This is a genomic window from Stappia sp. ABD4_338 (genome assembly GCF_056312175.1).
Map to the genome: position 1 here is coordinate 951981 of NZ_CM149982.1, position 23848 is coordinate 975828.

At 63.0% G+C, this 23848-nt stretch carries 25 protein-coding genes; 11 read left to right on the forward strand and 14 right to left on the reverse strand.

Annotated elements, in window-relative coordinates; translation table 11 throughout:
• Positions 1-222: 222 nt before the first annotated feature.
• The 5 genes from flaF to ACYX4S_RS04210 form a co-directional block, all read right to left on the reverse strand.
• Positions 223-591: a flagellar biosynthesis regulator FlaF gene (gene flaF / locus ACYX4S_RS04190; RefSeq protein WP_293723942.1), complete on the reverse strand. Its 369-nt coding sequence runs from the start codon at positions 589-591 to the stop codon at positions 223-225.
• Positions 530-967 (reverse strand): flagellar biosynthesis repressor FlbT, encoded by a 438-nt coding sequence (gene flbT, locus ACYX4S_RS04195; protein ID WP_476362007.1) that lies wholly within the window; start codon positions 965-967, stop codon positions 530-532. The genes flaF and flbT overlap by 62 nt, the downstream gene beginning before the upstream one ends.
• Before the next feature lie 112 nt (positions 968-1079).
• Positions 1080-2468 carry a flagellin N-terminal helical domain-containing protein gene (locus ACYX4S_RS04200; RefSeq protein ID WP_476362008.1) on the reverse strand — a complete coding sequence of 463 codons (1389 nt, stop codon included), beginning with the start codon at positions 2466-2468 and terminating at the stop codon, positions 1080-1082.
• Between the two features lie 316 nt (positions 2469-2784).
• Positions 2785-4173 (reverse strand): flagellin N-terminal helical domain-containing protein, encoded by a 1389-nt coding sequence (locus tag ACYX4S_RS04205; protein WP_476362009.1) that lies wholly within the window; start codon positions 4171-4173, stop codon positions 2785-2787.
• Positions 4174-4392: 219 nt separating this feature from the next.
• On the reverse strand, positions 4393-5778 hold the full coding sequence (locus ACYX4S_RS04210; RefSeq protein ID WP_476362010.1) for a flagellin N-terminal helical domain-containing protein: 1386 nt from the start codon (positions 5776-5778) through the stop codon (positions 4393-4395).
• 434 nt (positions 5779-6212) lie between these two features.
• Between ACYX4S_RS04210 and ACYX4S_RS04215 the strand changes: the two genes are divergently transcribed.
• Genes ACYX4S_RS04215 through ACYX4S_RS04230 form a run of 4 tightly spaced genes read left to right on the forward strand, consistent with a single transcriptional unit; the run spans position 6213 to position 9722 of the window.
• Positions 6213-7082, forward strand: coding sequence for an N-acetylneuraminate synthase family protein (locus ACYX4S_RS04215; RefSeq protein ID WP_476362011.1), 870 nt, complete (start codon positions 6213-6215; stop codon positions 7080-7082).
• A 2-nt stretch (positions 7083-7084) separates the two neighbouring features.
• Positions 7085-8269, forward strand: a complete 1185-nt coding sequence (locus ACYX4S_RS04220; RefSeq protein ID WP_476362814.1) for a polysaccharide pyruvyl transferase family protein — start codon at positions 7085-7087, stop codon at positions 8267-8269.
• Positions 8266-9018, forward strand: a complete 753-nt coding sequence (locus tag ACYX4S_RS04225; RefSeq protein WP_476362012.1) for a class I SAM-dependent methyltransferase — start codon at positions 8266-8268, stop codon at positions 9016-9018. Before ACYX4S_RS04220 ends, ACYX4S_RS04225 begins: the two co-directional genes overlap by 4 nt.
• Positions 9015-9722 carry an acylneuraminate cytidylyltransferase family protein gene (locus ACYX4S_RS04230; RefSeq protein ID WP_476362013.1) on the forward strand — a complete coding sequence of 236 codons (708 nt, stop codon included), beginning with the start codon at positions 9015-9017 and terminating at the stop codon, positions 9720-9722. The genes ACYX4S_RS04225 and ACYX4S_RS04230 overlap by 4 nt, the downstream gene beginning before the upstream one ends.
• 21 nt (positions 9723-9743) lie before the next feature.
• On the opposite strand, the gene ACYX4S_RS04235 is transcribed toward ACYX4S_RS04230, so the two are convergent.
• The 5 genes from ACYX4S_RS04235 to ACYX4S_RS04255 form a co-directional block, all read right to left on the reverse strand.
• Positions 9744-11567: a tetratricopeptide repeat protein gene (locus tag ACYX4S_RS04235; protein ID WP_476362014.1), complete on the reverse strand. Its 1824-nt coding sequence runs from the start codon at positions 11565-11567 to the stop codon at positions 9744-9746.
• A 91-nt stretch (positions 11568-11658) separates the two neighbouring features.
• Positions 11659-12036, reverse strand: coding sequence for a flagellar protein FlaG (locus ACYX4S_RS04240; RefSeq protein ID WP_476362015.1), 378 nt, complete (start codon positions 12034-12036; stop codon positions 11659-11661).
• Positions 12037-12411: 375 nt separating this feature from the next.
• Positions 12412-12909 carry a flagellar protein FlgN gene (locus tag ACYX4S_RS04245; RefSeq protein ID WP_293719770.1) on the reverse strand — a complete coding sequence of 166 codons (498 nt, stop codon included), beginning with the start codon at positions 12907-12909 and terminating at the stop codon, positions 12412-12414.
• A complete protein-coding gene (locus tag ACYX4S_RS04250) occupies positions 12909-13262 on the reverse strand; it encodes a rod-binding protein (RefSeq protein WP_293719771.1) in 354 nt (117 codons plus the stop codon). The genes ACYX4S_RS04245 and ACYX4S_RS04250 overlap by 1 nt, the downstream gene beginning before the upstream one ends.
• Entirely contained in the window at positions 13262-14341 is a 1080-nt protein-coding gene (locus ACYX4S_RS04255) for a flagellar basal body P-ring protein FlgI (RefSeq protein ID WP_476362815.1), read from the reverse strand. The genes ACYX4S_RS04250 and ACYX4S_RS04255 overlap by 1 nt, the downstream gene beginning before the upstream one ends.
• A gap of 279 nt (positions 14342-14620) precedes the next feature.
• On the opposite strand from ACYX4S_RS04255, the gene ACYX4S_RS04260 reads away from it, so the two are divergent.
• From ACYX4S_RS04260 to ACYX4S_RS04270, 3 genes are all read left to right on the forward strand, one after another.
• Positions 14621-15040, forward strand: coding sequence for a flagellar assembly protein FliX (locus tag ACYX4S_RS04260; RefSeq protein ID WP_476362016.1), 420 nt, complete (start codon positions 14621-14623; stop codon positions 15038-15040).
• Positions 15041-15214: 174 nt separating this feature from the next.
• Positions 15215-15631: an RNA polymerase-binding protein DksA gene (gene dksA / locus ACYX4S_RS04265; RefSeq protein ID WP_293719775.1), complete on the forward strand. Its 417-nt coding sequence runs from the start codon at positions 15215-15217 to the stop codon at positions 15629-15631.
• Positions 15632-15871: 240 nt separating this feature from the next.
• Complete coding sequence (locus ACYX4S_RS04270) at positions 15872-17065, forward strand: HD-GYP domain-containing protein (RefSeq protein WP_476362017.1); 1194 nt, start codon at positions 15872-15874, stop codon at positions 17063-17065.
• A gap of 192 nt (positions 17066-17257) precedes the next feature.
• Here the strand turns inward: ACYX4S_RS04270 and flgH are convergent, their stop codons facing one another.
• The 4 genes from flgH to flgF are packed head-to-tail and all read right to left on the reverse strand — an operon-like array spanning position 17258 to position 20572.
• A complete protein-coding gene (gene flgH / locus ACYX4S_RS04275) occupies positions 17258-18028 on the reverse strand; it encodes a flagellar basal body L-ring protein FlgH (RefSeq protein WP_293719779.1) in 771 nt (256 codons plus the stop codon).
• Positions 18025-19014 (reverse strand): flagellar basal body P-ring formation chaperone FlgA, encoded by a 990-nt coding sequence (flgA, locus tag ACYX4S_RS04280; protein WP_476362018.1) that lies wholly within the window; start codon positions 19012-19014, stop codon positions 18025-18027. The genes flgH and flgA overlap by 4 nt, the downstream gene beginning before the upstream one ends.
• A gap of 11 nt (positions 19015-19025) precedes the next feature.
• On the reverse strand, positions 19026-19808 hold the full coding sequence (flgG, locus tag ACYX4S_RS04285; RefSeq protein ID WP_293719783.1) for a flagellar basal-body rod protein FlgG: 783 nt from the start codon (positions 19806-19808) through the stop codon (positions 19026-19028).
• Between the two features lie 26 nt (positions 19809-19834).
• Positions 19835-20572: a flagellar basal-body rod protein FlgF gene (flgF, locus tag ACYX4S_RS04290; RefSeq protein ID WP_476362019.1), complete on the reverse strand. Its 738-nt coding sequence runs from the start codon at positions 20570-20572 to the stop codon at positions 19835-19837.
• Positions 20573-20853: 281 nt separating this feature from the next.
• On the opposite strand from flgF, the gene ACYX4S_RS04295 reads away from it, so the two are divergent.
• Genes ACYX4S_RS04295 through ACYX4S_RS04310 form a run of 4 tightly spaced genes read left to right on the forward strand, consistent with a single transcriptional unit; the run spans position 20854 to position 23809 of the window.
• The gene (locus ACYX4S_RS04295) at positions 20854-21357 is read left to right on the forward strand and encodes a flagellar basal body-associated FliL family protein (protein WP_293719786.1); all 504 of its coding nucleotides are present in this window, start codon (positions 20854-20856) and stop codon (positions 21355-21357) included.
• 12 nt (positions 21358-21369) lie between these two features.
• The gene (gene fliM, locus ACYX4S_RS04300) at positions 21370-22596 is read left to right on the forward strand and encodes a flagellar motor switch protein FliM (protein WP_293719788.1); all 1227 of its coding nucleotides are present in this window, start codon (positions 21370-21372) and stop codon (positions 22594-22596) included.
• On the forward strand, positions 22593-23078 hold the full coding sequence (locus ACYX4S_RS04305; protein WP_476362020.1) for a DUF6468 domain-containing protein: 486 nt from the start codon (positions 22593-22595) through the stop codon (positions 23076-23078). Before fliM ends, ACYX4S_RS04305 begins: the two co-directional genes overlap by 4 nt.
• Positions 23075-23809 (forward strand): MotE family protein, encoded by a 735-nt coding sequence (locus ACYX4S_RS04310; RefSeq protein WP_476362021.1) that lies wholly within the window; start codon positions 23075-23077, stop codon positions 23807-23809. The genes ACYX4S_RS04305 and ACYX4S_RS04310 overlap by 4 nt, the downstream gene beginning before the upstream one ends.
• Positions 23810-23848 lie beyond the last annotated feature (39 nt).

The window sequence follows — 23848 nt, forward strand, 5'->3', positions numbered from 1 at the left end:
GAACCGCTTGGGGCCACTCCCTGGACGTCCCGGCATTCGAGGCAGGGGGTTGCCGCGATCGTTAGGGCAGGGGACAGGCAGGAGAGACCGGCGCGGAAACGAAAACGCCGGCCTCCTTGCGGGGCCGGCGTTTCGTTCGTCGGGACATTCTGTCGAACCTGCACCAGTTCAATTCGGTCAATCTGGCGATCATTCCGGGAGGCATTCTGCCCCCGCGTGTAGTCAGTTTCCGCGCAGCCCCAGGGCGATGTTGCGGTTGATCTGGATCAGCGTCGTAAGACGGTCCGGGCTCGGGTTCGTCATCACGTCAAGCGTGTGCTTGAGGATGAAGGCGCCGAGAGAGCCGAGATTCTGCTTGATCTCGACCGGCAGCGGATTGTCGTTGCTCGTGACCGAGGTCGCGAGGATCGTCCACAGACGGCGGTTGTAGGAGAGAGCCTCGTCCAGCGTGACAGGCTTCGTGTCACCCCAGTCGTCCTTGACGGCCTGAAGGCGCGCAGCCGCCTTCAGCAGCAGCGTGGCCTCGAGCTCACGCGGCGTTGCCGTCTTCTGGGTTGTCTGCTGGTATGCTGCGGATGCCAGATTGTGCATGTGCGATCAGTTCCCGTTCGTACTCGACCAGATCCCTTGCCCGACGAAGAGCAGCGTAGAGAGACCCGGTTAAGATCTCATTGTTGATGGCGTCCACCAGTGCGATCGTGGAGGGCGCGGCCTGTATCAGGTCGTTGATCAGCTCAAAGTAAATCTGTCTGTGCCGCTTTATGTCCTGGTTCAGGTACATGAGCTGGACCGCCAGATAGATCCGTTTGGCTGGCGTGTTCGCAGTCTCGGCGGTGTAAATGTCCTTTTCCCGAAGGATCGGCTCGGTACCCTCGATGAATATATGGGTCCTGTGGTCTCCGTTGGTGATGACCGTGGAGCCGACGATGAACCTCTCTCTCGGGCGCAATTCGATCTTCAGTGCCATGATTTAGCGTCTCATGCTTCAATGACTCGTGCAAGTATGAACTCTTTTTCGGAAATAAAAAGGGCGACGACTAAGGCCGCCGCCCTTGAAATACTTCCGGCGTACTTGCGCCTTAGAAGAGGCTGAGCACCGCCTGATCGGCCTGCGACGACAGCGACAGGGCCGTGGTCGAGAGCTGCTGGCGGGTCTGCAGGGCCAGAAGGTTGGCGCCTTCCTCGTTGGAGTCTGCCAGCACCAGGTTGTCGGCACCCGTCTGCAGGGTGTTGATGGCGGCCTTGGTGAAATCCTGGCGGATCTGGACCGTGGAGAGGCTGGAGCCGAACTTGGAACCGGCCTCGCGCAGGGTGATCAGAGCCTCGGAGAGCTCGTCGAGGGCGTTGTTCGCCTCGGAGTCGGACAGGCTCGAGGTCCGGGTGATGTTGAGGCCGGAGGAGGTGAGGTCCTCGCCCTGCAGCTTCAGCTCGGACTTGGTCGCGGCATCGCGCTTCTCGTTGAAGGCAACGGTCAGCTTGGACGACGACGAGTTGATGAGGTTGATGCCGTTGAAGGAGGCATCCTCGGCCAGCTTGTCGATCTGCTCCAGGATGTTGTTGAACTGCGACACCAGCTTCTGGCGGGACGACGAGTTCGAAGCCGGATTGGCCTGTGCCGTGATCGACAGGGTGTCGGCGGCACCGGCGGATGCGCCGTCGGTGAAGGTCACCGCGGTCTCGCCAGCGTCGACATAGTCACCATCCGCGGGATCGGAGAGATCGACGCTGGAGTTGGTGCCGAAGCCGAGCGAAGCGGCCAGCGAGGTCGCCTGGGTCGTTGCCGTGGAGGCGTCGCCGCCCGTGTCGACGATCGACATGTTGACCGTCTCGGCATCGGAGCCGGTGATCTTGAACTTGCCGGCGTCGGTCACTTCGGCTGTCACGACACCCGAGGCGTTGATGACGTCGAGCACGTCCTGAACGGTCGAGACCGGACCCGTGCCGTCCACCTTCTGGGTGGTGCCGACGGTGATGTTGATGTTGGAGACCGTTCCGGTATCGGAATTGGTCGTCTGGATGTCGATCGTGTCACCGGCGGCAAAGCCGAGGTTCGCAAGCGTCTGGCGCTTGGCCTGGTCCTGGATGGACTCGCCGGCGACCGGGGTCAGGCCGTTGGTGGAGATCGAGGAGGAGCTCTCGACGACCGTGCCGGCACCGGCGCCGCCGTCCTGCAGGGCCTGACGGGCGGTCGACTGGGCGCTCTCGACGAGCTTGGTGATCGCGGTGATGCCGTTGTCGGCGGCCTCGATCGTCTTGATCGCGTTGCCGATGCCGTCGAGCAGGTTGTTCAGGTCGTTGGCCCGGGCGCTGAGCGACTGCGACGTGAAGAAGTTCGTCGGATTGTCGAGAGCAGAGTTGACCTTCTTGCCGGTGGCAAGACGGTTCTGCGTGAGGTTCATCAGGTCTGCCGTCTGCTGGAGCGTCAGCAGGTTCTGACGCACGCCGGATGAAAGCGTGATGTCGGACATGTGCAATTCCTCTTGCGACGCCCCTATCGCGGGCTGCCCCATATTAAGGTTCGTTAACCATGCTCTGCATTTATCTTTAACAAGTGGTTAACGGGCATTTCGCATCTTGCGGAAATTTAGGAAGCGGCAAGGAAGGTTACCGGGAATTACAGGATTCCAGTGGGTTGCCGGCGAAAGCTGATGCGAGCTGGCGAGGTGGTTCGGGGGCGTGCAAGACGCAAAAAGCCCGCGAGTCGCGACTCGCGGGCCTTGATGTCGGTAAAGTGAGTCGTCCCGACCGGCGGCGCGAGTCGCGTCGCCGGCCGGCTCCAGCGCCTTAGAAGAGACGCAGGACCGCCTGGTCGGCCTGGGAGGCCATGGACAGGGCGGTGGTCGAGAGCTGCTGGCGCGTCTGCAGGGCGAGCAGGTTGGCGCCTTCCTCGTTGGTGTCGGCGAGCACCAGGTTGTCGGCACCCGTCTGCAGGGTGTTGATCGATGCCTTGGTGTAGTCCTTGCGGATCTGGACCGTGGAGAGGTTGGAACCGAACTTGGAGCCGGCCTCGCGCAGGGTGATCAGGGCCTCGGAGAGCTGGTCGAGCGAGGCGTTCGCCTCGGAGTCGGACAGGCTCGAGACCGTGGTGATGTTGAGGCCGGAAGAGGTGAGGTCCTCACCCGTCAGGCTCAGCTCGGACTTGGTCGCGGCATCGCGCTTCTCGTTGAAGGCAACGGTCAGCTTGGACGACGACGAGTTGATGAGGTTCACGCCGTTGAAGGACGCGTCCTCGGCCAGCTTGTCGATCTGCTCCAGGATGTTGTTGAACTGCGACACCAGCTTCTGGCGGGAAGAGGAGTTCGCAGCCGGATTGGCCTGGGTCGTGATCGACAGGGTGTCGGCGGCACCGGCGGATGCACCGTCGGTGAAGGTCACCGCGGTCTCGCCAGCGTCGACATAGTCACCGTCCGCGGGGTCGGAGAGGTCGACGTTGGAGTTGGTACCGAAGCCGAGCGAGGCTGCCAGCGAGGTCGCCTGGGTGGTTGCCGTGGAGGCGTCACCGCCCGTGTCGACGATCGAGAGGTTCAGCGTGTCCGTGTCCGAACCGGTGAGCTTGAGCTTGCCGGCGTCGGTCACTTCGGCCGTCACGACACCCGAGGCGTTGACGACGTCGAGCACGTCCTGAACGGATGCGACCGGACCCGTGCCATCCACCTTCTGGGTGGTGCCGACGGTGATCTCGATATTGGACACCGCGCCCGTCGAGGTGTCGGTCGACTGGATGGAGATCGTGTCACCGGCCGCGAAGCCGAGGTTCGACAGGGTCTGGCGCTTTGCCTGGTCCTGGATGGACTCGCCGGAGACCGGGGTCAGGCCGTTGGTGGAGATCGACGAGGAACTCTCGACGATCGTGCCGGCACCGGCGCCGCCGTCCTGAAGGGCCTGACGGGCGGTCGACTGGGCGCTCTCAACGAGCTTGGTGATCGCGGTGATGCCGTTGTCGGCGGCCTCGATCGTCTTGATGGCGTTGCCGATGCCGTCGAGCAGGTTGTTCAGGTCGTTGGCGCGGGCGCTCAGGTTCTGCGACGTGAAGAAGTTCGTCGGATTGTCGAGGGCCGAGTTGACCTTCTTGCCGGTGGCAAGACGGTTCTGCGTGGTGGCCATCATGTCGGCGGTGTTCTGCAGAGTCAGAAGATTCGTGCGCACACCTGCGGAGAGGGTGATGTCGGACATACGGAAATCCTTTCAGGCTGTCCAAATCGAATGGGGAGCTTCGTCCTGAGGCTCGACGCCAGATTGGTCCCGAAAGGCTAAATTAAGGTTAATCGGAGGCTACGTTGGTTGCGAAATAGTGTTGTTAAACAAAGGACTTGTTAACCATATGGCAAGGGATGCAAAAAAGGGCGGCGAGTCGATGCCCGCCGCCCTTTGTAGCCGTTGCGTCCGAAGACCTTAGAGGAGACGCAGGACCGCCTGGTCGGCCTGCGAAGACAGCGACAGGGCCGTCGTGGACAGCGACTGACGGGTCTGCAGGGCGAGAAGGTTGGCGCCTTCCTCGTTGGTGTCGGCGAGCACCAGGTTGTCGGCACCCGTCTGCAGGGTGTTGATCAGGTCCTTGGTGAAGTCCTCGCGGATCGAGACCGTGTTCAGGTTCGAACCGAAGGTCGAGGACGACTCGCGCAGCGTGGACAGTGCGTTCGAGAGCGAGTCGAGCGCGGCATTCGCCTCGTCGTTGCTCAGGCTCGAGGCATTGGTCAGGCCGAGGCCGGACGACGTCAAATCCCTGCCGGAGATGGTGAGCTCCGACTTGTTGGTCGCATCGCGCTTCTCGTTGAAGGCCACGGTGAGCTTCGACGAGGAGGAGTCGATGAGGTTGACGCCGTTGTAGCTGGAGTCGGCGGCCAGCTTGTCGATCTGGCCCAGGATCTCGTTGAACTGCGACACCAGCTTCTGACGGGAAGAGGAGTTCGCAGCCGGGTTGGCCTGGGTGGTGATCGACAGGGTGTCGGCGGCACCGGCGGTGGCACCGTCGGTGAAGGTCACCGCGGTCTCGCCAGCGTCGACATAGTCACCGTCCGCAGGGTCGGAGAGGTCGACGTTGGAGTTGGTACCGAAGCCGAGCGAAGCCGCCAGCGAGGTCGCCTGGGTGGTCGCCGTGGAGGCGTCACCGCCCGTGTCGACGATCGACAGGTTCAGCGTGTCCGTGTCCGAACCGGTGATCTTCAGCTTACCGGCGTCGGTCACCTCGGCAGCGGCAACGCCACTGTTGTTGACGACATCGACGACGTCCTGAACGGACGCGACCGGACCCGTGCCATCCACCTTCTGGGTGGTGCCGACGGTGATCTCGATATTGGAAACGGTGCCCGTTGCCGTGTCGGTGGCCTCGATGGTGATCGTGTCACCGGCCGAGAAGCCGAGGTTCGACAGGGTCTGGCGCTTTGCCTGGTCCTGGATGGACTCGCCCGCCTGCGGCGTGAGACCATTCGTTGAGATCGACGAGGAGCTCTCGACGACCGTGCCGGCACCGGCGCCGCCGTCCTGAAGGGCCTGACGGGCAGTCGACTGGGCGCTCTCGACGAGCTTCGTGATCGACTTGATACCGTTGTCAGCCGCTTCCAGCGTCTTGGTGGCGTTGGAGATGCCGTCAAGCAGGCTCGACAGCTCGTTGGCGCGCGAGCCAAGAGACTGCGAGGTAAAGAAGTTCGTCGGATTGTCGAGGGCCGAGTTGACCTTCTTGCCGGTGGCAAGACGGTTCTGGGTCGACGACATCATGTCGGCGGTCTTCTGAAGGGTCAGAAGGTTCTGCCGCACACCGGCGGAAAGAGTGACGCTCATTGTGTGTACCTTTCTGGTAACTTACAGACGCAACGCATCCTCGTTGCCTGGTCACTCTGCGTTTTCTCAAATAAATAAGCAGTAAAATCATATGGTTAACCCGGAGTAAGGTAAACGGAACGTTAGTGGTTCGACCGGGCATCGGCAGGCTGTTCCGCCTGGGGAAAAAGGTCTCGCCGAATCGGGCGGAAAGAGCGATACTCGGACGCGAACCTCGACAGGGCCCGACCGGACAGCCTGCCGATACAAAAGCTCTTTCCTCTCAAGCGCATGTCATGGGTCCGGCAACAGCCGGCGCGCTCTTGCAGGCACACCCGGGCCCCGGCCACGGACGGGAGGAACTGCGGAGGCGGGGCAGGGGTGCCTTGGGAAACCGGACGAGCGATGTACATGCGGCCGGCCGTGCCGGGCGCGCAATCCGAGACAAGAACGCGATGACCTTGTTTACTTCCGACAGGTGCGCAGTGGTTGCCGAGATCGGGATCAACCACAACGGCGACCTCGATCTGGCGCTCGAGATGATCCGCAAGGCCAAGGCGGCCGGATGTGACGCGGTCAAGTTCCAGAAGCGCACCGTCGACGTGGTCTATACGGCCGACGAACTTGAGCGGCCGAGAAAGTCACCGCTTGGCGAGACCAACGGCGACCTGAAGCGCGGTCTGGAGTTCGGACAGGCCGGATACGAGAAGATCAGGGCGTTCTGCGCCGACCTCGGTATCGCGTGGTTTGCCTCCCCCTGGGACGAGGCCTCCGTCGACTTCCTCACCGCGCTCGACGTTCCCTATCTCAAGATCGCTTCCGCCTCGATTACCGATGTGGGATTGATCGAGCACTGCGCGCGCTCCGGCGTGCCGCTTCTCGTGTCCACGGGCATGTGCGACCTGTCGATGGTCCGCGCGGCCGTGGGCGTGATCGAGGCGGCCGGCGGCAAGATCGCGTGTCTCTATCATTGCACCTCGACGTATCCCTCGCTTCCCGAGGAGATCAACCTGTCCGGTATTGCAACGCTCAAGTCGGCGTTCCCGCATCTGCGGATCGGCTATTCCGGCCATGAAGACGGAATTCTGCCGAGCATTCTCGCGGTTGCGCACGGGGCGGTGTCGGTGGAGCGGCACTTCACGCTCGACCGGTCCATGTGGGGGTCCGACCAGGCGGCCTCGATCGATCCGGAGCAGATGGCCGCGATGGTGGCCGGCATCCGCCTGGCCGAGACCTGCCGGGGAGATGGCGTGCTTCAGATCTATCCGCGCGAGCGGCCGGTAATGGAGAAGCTGCGTCGCAAGGATACGCTGGTGACGTCGTGAGCATGAAGGGGGCGGCCGGTCATCGGCCGCTTTCCGTGCTGCATCTCGCCTCCTTTGTCGGCAACATCGGCGACAACGCCATGCATGACGGCGAGTATCGCACTCGGGCGGAGGATCTGCCGCGCGATCTCCGGCATTTGCCGGTGGAGGTTCGCAAGTTCATTCACTGGCGGGAGCGTTCTTTCGACGACAGTTTCGTTGAGGAAGCCAATTCTGCCGACCTTCTCGTTATCGGCGGTTTCAGCCTGTTTCAGCTTTGGCGTGAAAACACCGTATCCGGCACCTATCTGGATGTGACGCCGGCGCTGTTCTCCAAAATCCGTGTTCCGGTTCTTTTTCACGGTCTCGGTTGTGATGCGACCCGGGGCGTGAATGCGACGGCTGTCGCGCGCACCAGGGCGTTTCTGGACGATATGCTGATGCGTGAGAATTGCCGCTTTTCTCTGCGCAACGATGGAGCTCGTGACCTTCTCGACACACACCTGGGGCCTGGCTACGCCGCACAGATGGATATTGTCGCGGATGGCGGACTGTTTGCCGAACCGTCTACCACCTCCCACGCGGTTCCTACGGACGGGCAACGCTTCATTGCGGTCAATCTGGCGGGCGACATGCCCGACATGCGGTATGCAGGCGCTGGTGGGGAGGATGCAGTCACGGCGTTCGCACGCTCGCTTGCGCAGGGGATCGGTGACATCCTGAAAGACGATCCGGACCTTTGCTGTATCTTCGTGCCGCACATCCATAGTGACTATGGGCCGATCGGTGCCGTGCTCGATGCCATGGAAGATCCGCTGCGCCGCCAGCGGGTTGGGGTTGCGGCCTTCGCGCAGGGCGAAGCGGGCTGGTCCGCTGCCTTTGACCTCTACCGCAAAGCCGAGGTGGTGGTTGCCATGCGCTATCATGCCAACCTTGCAAGCATGGGGTTTGGCACGCCGGTGCTTGGGATCTCGACCCACCACAAGATTGAAGGCCAGTATGAAGCCTACGGGCTCTCCGACCGGTGCTTTTCGTGGTCCCACGGAACGGATATGGGGCCTCTTTTCGACCGGCTCGCTGCGGACTTGCGCGATTCGGCGTCGGTCAAGGCTCGGCTTTTGGAAATCCGGAACAGGGAGCGTGCAAGTCTGCGCGCCTATCATGACCGCATCGCACCTTTCATCGGCGCGACCGGAGTAGACCCATGACCTCGATTATCGACCGTTGTCTGGCACTTTACGGGACCTGCGACTACTTCGTGCCCTATCCGGCGCGTATCCGTGAAGATGAATACTGGGCGGAAAAGCCCGACCCGGACGGCAATGTCAGGGACCTGGCCACAGAGAGGGAGCAGCGCAAGAGGGATGTCGCCTATATCGCGGAGGCGGTAAACGCGCGGCCGACGGGACGCGTCGTCGATGTCGGCTGCGGACTGGGCGAACTTCTGGAGCAAATCGACAAACGCCACGAGCGCATTGGTCTAGACCCGTCTGAACGCTCTGTCGCCATCACCAAAGAGCGCAGCGGGGCCGACACCATCCGAGGTGTTCTTGAGCCAGGCCGTTTCGCGCCCGCCTCAGTCGATGTGATGATTGCGCATCATGTCATTGAACACCTTGAGGATCCGGTGGGCTTTGTAGAACTGGCGCATGACGCGCTGGCTCCGGGCGGCACATTCATTGTCGGAACGCCGAATTTCGCCAGTCCTGCTGCCCGTTTGTTCGGAGACCGCTTCCGCTTGCTGCAAGACCCGACCCATGTCAGCCTTTTCAGTGACGATTCCCTGGTGCGTCTGTTGCGAGACACCGGCTTCAGGGTCGAGCGGGTGGAGTATCCCTTTTTCGGGACGCGTTTCGCCACGGATGAGGCCTGGGAGCGGATGTGTGCTCCGCAGAGTGGCATTTCGCCCGCATTCTGGGGGTCCTTCGTGACCGTTTTCGCGGGAAAGATCGAATGAGCTGTGATGCGATCGTGCTGGCGCGAGGAGGGTCCAAGGGGATTCCGAAAAAGAACCTCGTGCCGGTGTTCGGAAAACCATTGATTGCCTGGACGATCGAGGCTGCCCGAAACGCGGGCTTTGTTCGAGATGTCGTGGTGTCCACCGATAGCGAGGAAATCGCGGAGACGGCAAGGGCGCTTGGGGCGAGGGTGCCGGCCCTGCGTCCGGCCGAGTTCGCCACCGATACCTCGCCAGCCGAGGACGCCTTGCATCACGCCCTGCACCATCTTTGTCGTGACGAGATGCCGGACAGCGTTCTTTTCCCGCAGGTGACCTCTCCCGTGCGCCGTCTCGACACTCTTGCCGATGCATTCCGTCATTTCGAGGAAGGCGGATTCGACTCGCTGTTCTCGGCGCGCCTCATTCGCAACTACATCTGGCGCAACCTGCCGGAGCCCGAACCGCTCTACGATCCGCACAACCGGTTGATGCGCCAGCAGATACCGCCCGAGAATCGGTACTATCGCGAGACCGGGAACTTCTACCTCTTCCGGACAAGGTCGTTTCTTTCCACCGGATGCCGCTTGACCGGGCGTATCAGCTTTTTCGAAACGAGCGACGAGGAAGTGGTCGAGATCGACGAACCGCAGGATATCAAGGTTGCGGAACTCATGCTCGAGCGTCTCGAACAGAACCTCAGCGTTCACCCAATCCAGATGTAAAAGGCGTCCCTCTGAGGCGGATCAGCCGCGCGAGAAGGTCTCAAGCCACTCTCTCAGATCCGAAGTCAGGCGGGGAATGATCGTATTGGCTGGTTTCTCCAGATGAAGCCGCAGATAGCGCGTGGCCGGGTTCCAGGGCGGATTTTCCTGTCCTAGTAATGTGACTCCGTTTACCGGCCCGAAGCGCCAGGTCGGAACACCGAGCGCGCCCGACAAGTCGGCGACCGAGGTATTGGCCGAGATGACGAGATCCATGCAGGATGTGAGCGCGCCGACCGTCTCCAGGTCGTCGAAGAGGTCAAGGTCGCTCCAATGGTGCAGCGTGAAGTCATGCCCGGCGCGCAGGGCGGCGATTTCCGCTGTCCGGTCGGTGTAATCGAGCAGGACGAATTCCGCTCCGGGCACCGCCAGCAACGGCAGCAGGTCCTCCAGCGTCAGATAGGAGCGGGCACGAAGCCCGCTGCGATTGCCACTCGTCCATGAAAGGCCGATGAGCGGCTTGTCACCGTTCAGTGGCGGACGCTGCCGCAGCTCCTCGGTCCGGTTGCCTTCCGCGACCAGGAAGCCGGGTGTGGCGGGGAAGGCATCGATGCTGCGGCGCAGGTACAGCGGCAGGGTTCCCATGGAGCACTGGACATCGAAGTCCTCACCACCGCCAAGCAGTGCTTTGGCGCCGTCGTGGCGACGTACGCGGACCTCGATCTCGGGGAAATTGCGCGACAAAAGCGGCACGAGCTTGGGGTGGCATTCCACGATCAGGTTCTGGCAGCGTGCGCGCATTTCCTTGAACATGGAGGAAGAGCGCAGCACGTCACCGATACCCTGGTCGTCCCAGATCATCAGGGTCTTGCCGGAAAGCGGCTCGCCCTGCCAGGTCGGTGCCTGAAAGCGGCGGCGGATCACGCCTTTCGCCTGCATGTCGAAACGCCGCTCGGCCAGGGCCCAACCGGTCTCGAGATCGCCCTGGGACAGGCAGCAGAAGCCGAGTGTCATGGCTACGTCGTCCCGACCGGGGTCGGCTGCAAGGGCTGCCTCCAGATCCGTGCGCGCCTCGGCGAAGCGACCGAGATGATAGAGGGTCTTGCCGCGCAGGAGACAGGTGTCCGGCGTGCGATGTCCAAGCGCCAGAACGATATCGAGGGCCGTAAGGGCGTCCTCGAAGCTGCCGGCGCCCCACAGCGCATTGGCGAGATGAAGCTGATATTCCGCATCCCTGTCGGGGACGATGCCCTCGGCGCTGGCAAGCAGTTCGAGCGCCTCGTCGGGACGATCGAGCTGGTTCAGCGTGTCTGCCAGGCCGAGCAGGGCGAGGCGGTGGGATGAAACCGTCTGCAGCACGAAGCGGAACACCTTTTCCGCCTGTTCGTGTTGTCCGGCCAGAAGCAGAACGTGACCGTAGTCGGCCAGAAGATCAGTATCCTGGGGAGCGGCGCGAACGGCTGCGTCGAAAGCACCCATGGCCTCGTCGAGGCGATTGGCCCGCCGAAGGGTCTGGGCGCGGGTGCGCAGCAGGTCGGGATCGCCCGGTGTTTGCGACAGGCCCGCCTCGACGGCGGCGAGGGAGGCCGACAGGTCACCAAGCCGCTCGTGGCAATCCGCCAGGTTGAGATGATAACGGGCTTCGTCCGGCGACAAGGAGATGGCGCGCTGCAGGAGGGAGAGGGCGCGCTTGGGGTAATTCAACTCGAGAAAACAGAGGGCGAGCAGATTGGTCGCCTCGGAGTTTGCCGGATCCTGCTTCAGAATCCGCTCGTAGATCGAACGCGCACGCGCGGGCTTGCCGTCGCGCTGGAGCACGAGAGCCTTGCGCATCTGCTCAAGAAGGGCCTGCGGGGTCATCGACATCGGGTTGTCCGCTCGGAGGAGAAGTTGGCTCAACCCTATCCGATTCGCGGCTGCGCTCGACGCGATCCCTCAATCGGGCGTCAGGGCGTGCCTACAGGCTCCGATTGACGTCCAGCCCTGTCATGTCCTGATGCGTGGTAAGCGCGAAAGCCCGCCGCAGACGCAAAAGGGACTCTTCCGGGATCTGCCGTACGACTTCGCCAGTCTGCGTGTCGATGGCGCGATAAACGAGGGAATCCGTGATCGTATCCCTGTATTCCTCGCGCTTGATCCTGGATGAGGGGGCTGCAACGGGCTCGCCCGACGAGCCGTTCTCGGCCTCGGCGCGTGTCTCCCTGGCATCATTGGTGGCCTGCACCGCCTTTTCCGGCGCCACTTCGGTCGTATCGGCCGGCCGGTCGGCAGGCTCCGTCGACCGCACGGTTACCGGCGGCGGATAAAGGTTCGGTTTGATCGCTCCAGTTTCCATGACACACTCCCGTACCGTCTCTCGACCAGGAAGGAGAAAGACGGTCTCGTGCTGTTTGAGGGAGATGCGTCGTTTCGAAAGTCCTCGCGCTTTCGTCTTTTCGAATCACGTCAGGGACATGCGATTTTCAAGTAATCACGCGCATCTTCCATCGCGTAATTTATCGTATAGTTGTGAATCGGATGTTAAGGGATTTGTTAGGATTTATCGCGGTTTTTCACGATCCTGATTCGTTCTCCGTCAGGCCTGTTTGCCGTGCGTGGCCGGCGCGCGGGAACGCAACCGGTGCGAAACGAAAAAACCGGCCGGAGTTGCCTCCGGCCGGTTGCTTCATGTGGTCTTTTCACGGGCGGTCAGCGCTCGGGAACCGATGGGTCAGAGCGCCCGGTTGACGGCGATACCATCGGCGAGTTCGGAGGTTCGCGGCCCCTGACCACCGGGGCCATAGGTGAGCGGCTTCCTGGCCGATCCCGCGCCCTCGGCGACCTTTCGCAGCAGTCCGTCGGCGACCTCGCGAGCGGTGGCGAGCACCGCGAGGTTGATCCGCAGGACGGGCTGGAACTCCTGGTGCTGACGCTTCAGGCGCTCGACCGCGACCGGCGCAAGGTTGCCGAGCGAAATGGTCTGGTCACGCACATAGGTCATGCCGCGCATGTATACGCTTACGAGCTTCGCCTTCTCCGGTTGAAGGCTGCCGGCCTCGTCGAGTTTTCCGAGCCTGACCAGTTCGGTCTCCTTCTCGACGACCGCGAGAAGGCGCGCCATGGCGCCCTCGAGACGTCGGCACGTGGCTTCCGCGGCCTCCGCGTCGACAATGGCGCCGGAAAAGAACTCCGGAGCCATTTCCGCGATCTGTTTGCTGTCGAGACTCATCACGCCACCCCTTCCTGCAAGGCAAGCAATTCCCGCTTGATGCTGTCGCCGATCCCGATGCCGCCCGAGCGGGCAATGGTGTCGGCATATTGTTCCACGAGCATGTCGCGCCAGGCATCGGAGCCGCTGCCGCCGCCCCAGGTGCCGGCCTCTTCGCCGAGACCGGCGAACATCGACTTGAACATGGTGTTGAGAAAAACCGCTTCGAACTCCTGCCCCTGCGCATCGGCGCGGGCTTCCGCGCTCGAAAGGGGTTCGCCCGTCCGCCCGCCTGAGCGGGCGGCAAGTGTTGCCGGGCTGGAGCTGGAAGCCTGCGCGGAGGACAGGATCGTGTCGATGCCCAGTCCGTTCATCACATCACCTCGATTTCTGCCTGAAGGGCACCGGAGGCCTTGATTGCCTGCAGGATGGAGATCATGTCGCGCGGGCCGATGCCGAGTGCGTTGAGTCCGTCGACAAGCTGCTGCAGCGTCACCGACTCCGGCACCACGGCCAGCTTGTTGTCCGAGGCGTCATCGACAAGGATGTCGGTGCGCGGCTCGATGGCGGTCTGGCCGTTCGCGAAGGGAAGCGGCTGAACCACCTCGGGCGACTCGGCCACGGTGACCGTCAGGTTGCCCTGAGCGATCGCCACGGTGGAGACCCGCACGTTCTGGCCCATGACGATGATCCCGGAATTTTCGTCGATCACGATGCGCGCCGGCAGGTCGGGCTCGACGATGAGCTGCTCGATGTCCGTCAGAAGATCGACGATGTTGCCCTGGAACTGACGCGGCAGGTCGATGCGCACGGTCGCGGGGTCAAGCGGCTCCGCCGTCGGAAGGCCGATCAGCTCGTTCACCGCCAGCGCGACGCGGCGTGCCGTCGTGAGATCCGGGTTGCGCAGGGCCAGGCGCAGGCTTGTCATGGATGCGAGCTTGAACTCGATTTCGCGCTCGACCAGGGCGCCGTTCGCGATACGGGCGGAGGTCGGAACGCCACGCACCACGGAGGCGGCGTCGCCCTGCGCCAGGAAGCCGCCGATCGCGAGCGGGCCCTGGGCGATGGCGTAGACCTCGCCATCCGCGCCGAGAAGCGGGGTGACCAGAAGCGTGCCGCCCTGAAGGCTGTCGGCATCGCCAAGAGCCGAGATCGAGACGTCGATGCGGGTGCCCTGGGTGGAAAAGGCCGGCAGGTTCGCCGTCACCATGACGGCCGCGACATTCTTGGTGTTGAGATCGAAGCCGCGCGTGTTCACGCCGAGACGCTCGAGCATGGCTTCGAGGCTCTGGCGGGTGAAGGGGGCGTTGCGCAGGCTGTCTCCCGTGCCCTGAAGGCCGACCACCAGGCCGTATCCGATCAACTGGTTGTCACGGATGCCCTCGAAGTCGGCAATGTCCTTGATCCGCGAGGAGGCAAGGGCGGCGGGCGCCGCGAACAGCGTCACAAGCATGCTCAGGACAATGGCTAGTCGGAACGGCATCATGCGGGTCTTTCCATCGGCAAGACTGTTTCGAGACGCGCAATGCGATTGCCGTGCCAGTTTTTCATGGTCATGATGCAATTTTGCAATTCATTGAAATATATGAGATAATCATCTTTAGGAGGCGTTTTCTGGCCATGGGTGATGCGCCTCGTGGGCAGGAATTGCCGGGTCGTTAACGCTTCGTTTACCAACTCGGAAAATTCTGTAGCCCATGACCAGAGACATTCGAGGCGTGGTGCCGTCCCCATGAGGATCACAGGCTACTCCCATCTCGGCAGCGTCCAGGGACGCGCGAGCAGGAAGCGCGCGGGCGACTCCGGCAGTATCTTCGACGTCCAGTCCCACGAGGAAACAAGGTCGTCGGGCCAGAGTGTGCCGGCCGCGCGCACCGGCGGGCTGGATGCGTTGCTTTCGCTGCAGGAGGTCGACGATCCGCTGACCGGCCGGCGCAAGGCCATGGCGCGGGGACACGATCTTCTCGACACGCTCGAGAACCTCAAGGCGGACGTTCTTGCCGGGCGGGTCTCGCCGGAGCGGCTCGGGCGTATCGCCATGCTTCTGTCCCGGCGCGAGTCGAGTGGCAACCCGGAGCTCGAGAAGGTGATCGACGAGATCGAACTGCGCGCCAGGGTGGAGCTCGCCAAGCTCGGACAATTCGACCTCTAGTCGGGCGCAAGCCTCGCCAATGCTATGGCGCGTGAAGTTCAATTCTGCGGCAAAATTGTATAAATACTTGAATTTTATGCCAGAAATTTGAACCTATTTTCGGCGTCCGCAACGTTGTGCGAGCACGTCTTGGCCGCTATATTCCGCCCGGCCTAGATGGAGCCGGAGTGGAACATGACGGTTGAGTTGGATGCCGAGTATCGTCCCAGCGAGGGCGAACCCTTCATGAACGAGCGTCAGCGTGAGTATTTCCGGAACAAGCTTCTGCGCTGGAAAGAGGATCTCCTCAAGGAAAGCCGAGAGACCCTTACCAATCTGCAGGAAGAAAGTCAGAATCATCCGGACATCGCCGATCGCGCATCGTCCGAGACCGATCGATCGATCGAACTCAGGGCACGGGACCGGCAGCGCAAGCTGATTGCCAAGATCGACGCGGCGCTGGAGCGCATCGCGGACGGATCGTATGGCTACTGCATCGAAACGGGTGAGCCGATCTCGCTCAAGCGCCTTGAGGCGCGTCCGATCGCGACGCTGTCTCTCGAGGCCCAGGAGGCGCACGAGCGCCGCGAAAAGGTTTATCGGGACGACTGAACGCGTGTTGCCCCGTTCCTAGTAAATTTGTCTATGTCGATATAGATGCCCGGATCCGACCGATCCGGGCTTTTTTTGTAAATATCGTTCTTTCACAATGGCTTGTTTGTGCGTTCGGGTCGCGCTGAAGCTTTTGTTAAATTTCTGTACTTGATCGATTTAAGGAATCCACAAGATGCGTCCGATAGCATCCCCCAAGGTAAGAAGGGCCTCAAGGTCCGGACTAGGCGGGATGGACGCATGTACGACGTGATGATCTTGAGGGATGAGGGCATGGGAGGCGAGGCTCTCGCGGGTCCCATCGCCTCGGCCTATACATGCAAGGTTCGCACGCTCTCGGAGGTGACGAAAGAAGACGCTGCCGACGTAACGGTCGTTGTCGTCTACAGCGAACTGCGGCGCTCGACGGATGTGGACCGTCTCAGCGCGATTTTCCCTCCGTCCTTTCGTATTACAAACATGATCTACGTTGCCCCGAGCATCGAACGGGCAGGCATCGTGCAGGCGGAATCCATCGGCCTGGGACGCATTTATGCCCCCCACAAGACGGTCGATGACGTGCGTCGGGGGGTGCGCGAGATCCTGAACCGTGAACTGTCCCGACGGCTCGCCAGGTTCTCCCGGACCGTCAACAAGGCCATGGAAGTCACGGACTCCTTTCACAACAACGTCGCAAGCGCCATGCGACAGTCCAAGCCGCTTCCGCTGGGAAACCTGCGCTCGACAAGCGATGCCATCGGCTCGGCCGTTCGTTCCGAAGGGCTGTCAACGTGGCTGAACGCGGTGAAGATGCATCACAGCCAGACCTGCCGGCATGTGTTGAACGTCGCGGGGCTCGCCGTCGCATTTGCCACTCACCTGGAACTGGACGCGGCCGATACGAGCCTTCTCATCGAGGCAAGCATCCTTCATGACGTGGGCAAGCTTTTCATCCCGATCGCCATTCTGGAAAAGCCGGGACGGCTGACGGATGCCGAGCGGTCGATGATCAACCTGCATCCGGGGAGGGGAGCGGAAGCGCTCGTTCACAGCGGTGTGGAGGACGCGATGCTGATCGCCGCCGCGCGTTCGCACCACGAGTATCTCGACGGCTCCGGCTATCCGGACGGCCTGGTCGGGGACGCAATCACACCGCTCGTCCGCCTGATCACGATCATCGACATCTATTCCGCCCTGACCGAGGAGCGGGTTTATCGGGAGCCCCTCACGCCCCGTCTCGCGATTGCCGAACTGGCCCGTATGAAGACGAAGCTAGATCAACGTCTCTTTGCCGAGTTTCGGAAGATGACTCTGGAGCCCGCCTTCGCCGCGACGCGCAAGGGGCAGGAGCCGGCGACACGGGCGCCTCACGCGAGCCTGCGGGCCGGCCTGCACCCGCTTGATGGCTCAATGCTCGAAGATGTGCGCCGGCACACCTCGAACTCGGCTGCGTAGCCGCACCTCCAGAAACAGTCTGACGGAGTCGAAAAAGGCACGGCCTGCCGGGGAGCATGAGGCCGTGCCTTTTCGCCGTCTTGCCGTTCGCAACTGGGGAGTTCGAACGGACAGGGAAGGGCCGGAAGCCGCTGGGGAACGGAGCCCGGCCGGTCAGGGGCGCGCGGAACGTTTGAACGCGCCCCTGAAAGGTCAGAACGGAAGGACGATGTCGAGCACCTGCGAGCCGTAGCGCGGCTGCTGGACCTCGGTGATCTGTCCGCGTCCGCCGTAGCCGATACGGGCCTCGGCGATCTTCTCGCTCTCGATGGTGTTGCTTGCCGAGATGTCCTCGGGACGCACTACGCCGGCGACGATGAGTTCGCGCACCTCGAAGTTCACGCGAACCTCCTGGCGTCCCTCGATCACCATGTTGCCGTTGGGCAGCACCTGCGTGACCACCGCCGCGACCTTGGTCTGGAGCTTCTCCTCGCGGTCAACCTTGCCGGTTCCCTTGAAGTCGGATGCTCCCGAGGCCGACACGAGATTGTCGGAGCTGGTGCCGGACGGCAGCAGGAAGGTGTTGATCGCCGCGCCCACGGCGCCGCCGGTTCCGCTGCTGTCGCTGCTCTCGCGCTTGCGAGAGGTCTCGTTGTCGAATTGCGCCTTGTCGGAGATCGTCACCAGGACGGTGAGGATGTCGCCGACGCGTGCGGCACGCTGGTCCTTGAAGAAGGCGCGCGCGCCGGACCGCCAGAGCGAGTTCGAGTTGTAGTGCTCGGGCTGCGCGGTCGGCATCGGCATCTGGACGGGGCGGTAGCCGGCGGTGGTCGTCGGATCCTGGATCGCGGACAGCGACGGCGTCTTGCCGACGTTCGCCAGGCGATCAGCCGAGCCGCAAGCGCCAAGCGTCGTGGCAAGCGCGATGGCAAGAAGCGGAGCCGTGCGGCGGGCCACGGTGGAAGAAGGATTGCGGAGGCTCATCGGATCGTCTCCTCAAGCTGGGCGAGGCGGCGGTGGGCAAACCCGACCTCGACCTGGTCACGGCCACGAACGATGGCGGTGATGGTGCGGCGGGACTGAAGGTTGAGAACATCGATCATGGCGCCGTCGGAGCCGTTTTCCATGGCCTGGCCGAGCGTGGTCAGGGTCATGCCGGCAACGCGGTAGATCATGGTGACGCGGTCGCCACGGCGCACCAGAACGGGTTCCTCGAAGTCGCTCTTGAAGAGGGGGCGACCGGCCTGGACAGCGCGGCGGGCCGCCAGTCCGACGATATCGCCGCGCTCGGTGATCTGGCGGGCCGTCGCGCGATGGCGCGGGATGCGGCTCACCTGGAGGTCGCCTTCGGACACAACGGCGCCACGCTCAAGAGGGCGGGCAGCGGTGAAGATCTCGACCGTCTCCTGCGCGATGCCGTGCAGGGTCACCAGTCGCAGCGTCTCGTCGGTGCGGATACGCACGGACGTCCGGATCTGGCCGGAGACCGGGTTCCAGTCCAGGTCGACGACGCTCAGCGGCGAGCTGGAGCCCGCATCGGCCATGACCGGCTGGCGCAGGCCGTTCAGCGACAGGGACAGAGCCTTCTCGTCGAGATCCGGATTGCGCTCGAGCAATGCGGCACGAACAGCTTCCTCAATGTCGGTGATGCCGATGGTGATCGCGAGGCGCTCCACGGAAACGGACCGCAGCCCATCGGTCGTGGCATCGCCGAACCCGGCCGCGCGGGCGCGCTCGACGACGAGGCTCGCGGGAACGTTGCCCCGGGTCCCCAGGTCGGGAGCACGAAACAGCGGGGTCGCGGCATGAGTGCCGGCGTCGGAAAAGAAGTCGCCGATCGTGACGACCGGCCCGGCGACGCGCACTTCCGAGCGCAGCGTGGCTGCGGAGGCGGACACCGAGACCGCGGCCGCGAGCGTGGCGGCGAGGCCTGCCAGGCGGACGAAACGGGTCAGGAGGCTGCGGGTCATCTTCAGGCCTCCTAGCGGATGTTCGAGGTGGTGGCGGACATCTCGTCCGCGGCCTTGATGATGCGCGAGTTCATCTCGTAGGCACGCTGTGCGGCGATGAGGTCGGAGATTTCCGACACCGCCTCGACGTTCGCCATTTCGAGATGCTTCTGCATCAGGTCGCCGAACCCGTCCTCGCCCGGCGTGCCGACGACGGCCGCGCCGCTCGACTCGGTCTCGAGGAACAGGTTGTCGCCGATAGCCTCAAGGCCCGACTTGTTGATGAAGCGTGCGAGCTGGAGCTGTCCGAGCTGCTGGATCGCGCCGCCGGCATCGACGATCTGGACCTGACCGTCGGCCGAAATGGTGACGTCACGGGCGTCCTGCGGCAGCACGATGCCCGGCTGGACCGCATAGCCGTCGATGGTGACGAGCTGGCCGTTGGCGTCGCGCTCGAAGGAACCGTCACGGGTATAGGCGGTGGTGCCGTCCGGCATCTGGATCTGGAAGAAGCCTTCGCCGCGCACCGCGACGTCCAGGTCCTTGCCGGATTCGGCCAGATTGCCCTGGGTCATGATGCGGGCGGTCGAGGCCGTCTTCACGCCCGAGCCGATCTGCACGCCCGTCGGGACGATGGTGCCGGTCGCGGAGGTGTTCGTGCCCATGCGGCGCAGGTTCTGGTACAGCAGGTCCTGAAAGTCGGCACGCTGACGCTTGTAGCCGGTCGTGCGCATGTTGGCGATGTTGTTCGAGATGACCTCGACGTTCAGTTCCTGCGCCCGCATGCCGGTAGCGGCGATGTGAAGTGCCTTCATGATGAAATCCTTCCTTCTCGCCCGCGTCAGGCCTGGACCGAGCCGAGCCGGTCGATGGCCTTGCGCAGCAGTTCGTCACCCTGCTCGATCATCTTGGAAACCGAGGTGTAGTTGCGGGTGATCTCGATCATGCGGGAGACTTCGGTCACGCCGGAGACGTTGGACTTCTCCACCGCGCCCTGAAGCACGCGCACGTTTTCCGCCGGCAGCGGGTTTTCGCCGGTGTAGAGATTGCTGCCGACGCGCTGCAGTTCGCCGAGGTTCTCGAACGAGACGACCCTGAGGCGTCCCTTCACGCCGACGGAGGACGACACGGTGCCATCCTGGGCGATCGTGATGTCGGTTTCATCCGCGCCGAAGGTGATCGGGCCACCGTCGCCAAGCACCGGAAAGCCGGCGTCGGTGACAAGCTGGCCGGTGTTGTCCAGATGCAGGGCACCGGCACGCGTGTAGCGTTCGCCGCCTGGCGTATCGACAGCGAAGAAGCCGTCGCCCTCGATGGCCACATCCAGCGCGCCGCCGGTCAGCGAGATCGAGCCGGCGGTGAAGTTCGAGCTCACGCCGTAGTCCAGAACGTAGGAATAATCCTTGTCGCTCGGCTGAAAGGTCGAGGCTTCGGCAACCGGCATCAGATACTCCTCGAACAGGAGGCGCTGCGCCTTGAAGCCGCTGGTGTTGATGTTGGCCAGATTGTTGGCCACCACGTTCAACTCGTTTCTGAGAGCCGTCTGTCGCGACAGCCCGATCAGGAGTGAATTCTCCATGACGTCGTTCCTATGCTCCCCAGCCGGCACCCGAACTCCCCAGAACAGGCGCCGTTAACCCTAAAGCACGGGGCGTGCCAGTTTCGGATTGCGCGGAAATCCGCGGTTTTGCGTCGAGGGTGGTGTTGAGAACCCGGCAGGAACGCCCGTGCGGGCTTGCCGGTCGGCAAAAAATGCCCGGTCATGCGAGTCGTTAACGGCTCGGTAACTTCTCGTTAACCATTACGGCTTTAGAAATTAATCATACGCGCGGGAGGGAAGCGCAGCGAACGAGACCAGTCATGACGGCAGATGCGGATGCGGCCGAGGCCGAAGTCACCGAAGGTGGCGGCAAGTCGAAGAAGAAGCTCATCATCATCGCCGCGGGCGCTCTCGTTCTCCTTCTGGGTGGCGGTGCCGGCGGTGCTTATTTCATGGGTTTCTTCGACTCGGCGGAACCTGTAGCGGAGTTGCCCGAGGGCGAGGCGGTTCCGGAGCAGCGGCCGGCGGTGTTCTACGACCTGCCGGAGATGACGGTGAATCTCTCGTCGTCCGGTCGCGCGACGTACCTGAAGGTTCGTATTGCGCTTGAGGTCGCCGACCGCGATGCGATCGCGAAGATCGAGCCTTTGCTGCCGCGCATCCTGGATGCGTTCCAGGTTTATCTGCGCGAGCTCCGGCCGACCGATCTCGAGGGATCCTCGGGACTGTTCCGGCTCAAGGAAGAGCTGTTGAGGCGGATCAACACGGCCGTCTATCCGGCACGCGTCGAAGGCGTGCTGTTCAAGGAAATCCTGGTTCAGTAAGGCTTGGAGCCAATGGCTGAGGAAGACGATCTGGGCGATATCGACGAGGCGTGGGGCGAGGCACTTGCCGAGCAGCGCAGCGACGATGGCGAGGACGACGAGGATCTCGCGGCCGCGTGGGGCGCCGCTCTGGAAGAGCAGGGCGTCTCCGGCGGCGACGACATGGCCGCGCAATGGGCGGCGATGATCGATGACAGCGAGCCCGAACTCGAGAACGCCACCAGGGGTGCCGATCGAATCCTGAACCAGGAGGAGATCGACAACCTTCTGGGCTTCAATATCGAGGACACGATCGCCGCCGACCAGAGCGGTATCCGTGCCCTCATCAACTCGGCGATGGTCTCCTACGAGCGTCTGCCGATGCTCGAGATCGTCTTCGACCGGCTCGTCCGGCTGACGACGACCAGCCTGCGCAACTTCACCTCCGACAACGTCGAGGTGTCGCTCGACAATATTTCATCCGTGCGTTTCGGCGACTACCTCAACTCCATTCCGCTGCCGGCGATCCTCGGTGTGTTCAAGGCGGAGGAATGGGACGGGTTCGGCCTGTGCACTGTCGAGTCGAGCCTGATCTACTCGATCATCGACGTGCTGCTGGGTGGCGGTCGCGGCATGTCCGCCGTCCGTGTCGAGGGGCGTCCCTACACGACCATCGAGACCAATCTCGTGCGGCGCATGATCGAGATCATCATGCACGACATGGAGCAGGCGTTCTCGCCGCTCTCACCTGTCCATTTCAATTTGGAGCGACTCGAGACAAACCCTCGTTTCGCGGCGATCTCGCGCCCGGCCAACGCGGCCATCCTCGTCGAGCTGCGCATCGACATGGAAGACCGCGGCGGCAAGATCGAGATCATGATGCCCTATGCGACGCTCGAGCCGATCCGCGATCTGCTCCTGCAGATGTTCATGGGCGAGAAATTCGGTCGCGATCCGATCTGGGAGGGCCATCTGGCCACCGAGATCTTCGCGGCCGAGATGAAGGTCGATGCCGTCCTGCACGAGACCCAGGTCCCGCTTGGACGTGTCCTCGACCTGAAGGTGGGGGAAACCCTTCTTTTCGATGTGTCGCCGAACGATCCGGTGTCGATCAAGTGCGGCGGCATTCCCCTGACTCAGGGTACGATGGGCAAGGATGAGGATTCGATTGCCGTTCGCGTCGATCGGGGCCTGCAGAAACCCAAGATGACCTTGGCCGCCTTCGAGCGCGCGATGCAAAAGGAAATGGACCCGTCATGAGCACGCTGCCTCTCGGACTGATGATCGAAACCCTCGTCGCCGTGCTGCTGATGGTCACGATCGGCTACTGCGTCATCCTCAATTCGCGGCTGAAGCGTCTCCGCGCCGACGAGGAGTCCCTGCGTGCCACGATCTCCGAGCTGATCACCGCGTCGGAAATCGCGGAGCGTGCGATCCTGGGCCTGAAGGCGACCGCCGGCGAGGCGGATCGCACCCTTGGACAGCGTCTGGTCGAGGCCGAGCAGCTCTCCCATGACCTGAATGCGCAGATCGAGAAGGGCTCCAACGTCCTCGACCGCATCACCCAGATCACCGCGGCGGCCGCGTCCCCCGCCCAGCCGGCTGAGACGACCCTTGCCCAGCCGACAGAGCCTGCCCGCCCGGCTCCGGCCATGCGTGCCAGCGACATCCGCTCGGCCGCGATCGAGGCCACCGCGCGCCTCGAGCACTTCCGCAAGCGCACCGCGGAGCAGGCCGCATGACCAGCCTGCGCCTGTTCCCCACGCTGTTGCTTGCCGCCAGCGCCCTTCTCGGGGTGAAGGTGCTTGCGATCGTGTTCGACGGCGGGCTTTCCGCGCCGTCGAGCATCGGTGTGGCCATGGCGCAGGACGCGGGTGCGCCCGCACAGGTGCAGGGCGATGCCACCGGCTCCGACGGGGACCAGAATCCCCAGGCGATGCCTGCGGGAGATGCGGCGTCTTCCGATGGTGGAGACGACACCGCGCCGGGAAGCCTGCCCGAGGGGCTGGAACTCGGCAGCTCGATTGCGGAGCGAAAGGTTCTTGAATCCCTTTCCGGGCGTCGGCGGGAACTCGACAAGCGGGAAAAGCAGTTCGAGCTGCGCCAGCAACTCCTTCAGCAGACCGAAGACCGGCTGCAGAAGAAGGTGGACGAGATGTCCGCTCTCGAGGCGAGCATCAAGGCCATGCGGGAGGAGCAGGAAAAGAAGGAGCAGGAGGAGCTGCGCGGCCTCGTGACCATGTATGAGTCCATGAAGCCGAAGGATGCCGCGCGAATCTTCGACCGTCTCGATCTCGATATTCTGCTCAAGGTTTCGCGCGCGATGAAGCCGCGCAAGATGGCCGACGTGATGGCGAAAATGTCTCCGGAAGTGAGTGAACGGCTGACCGTGGCGCTTGTCACGGGGCGCAAGCCGCGCGACGAGCAGCCGAAACCGGCCGTCGAAGCTCTCCCGAAGATCATGGGCAACTGAGCGGTCCGGGATGACGGGCGTTGCATTTCCGGGGCGGAA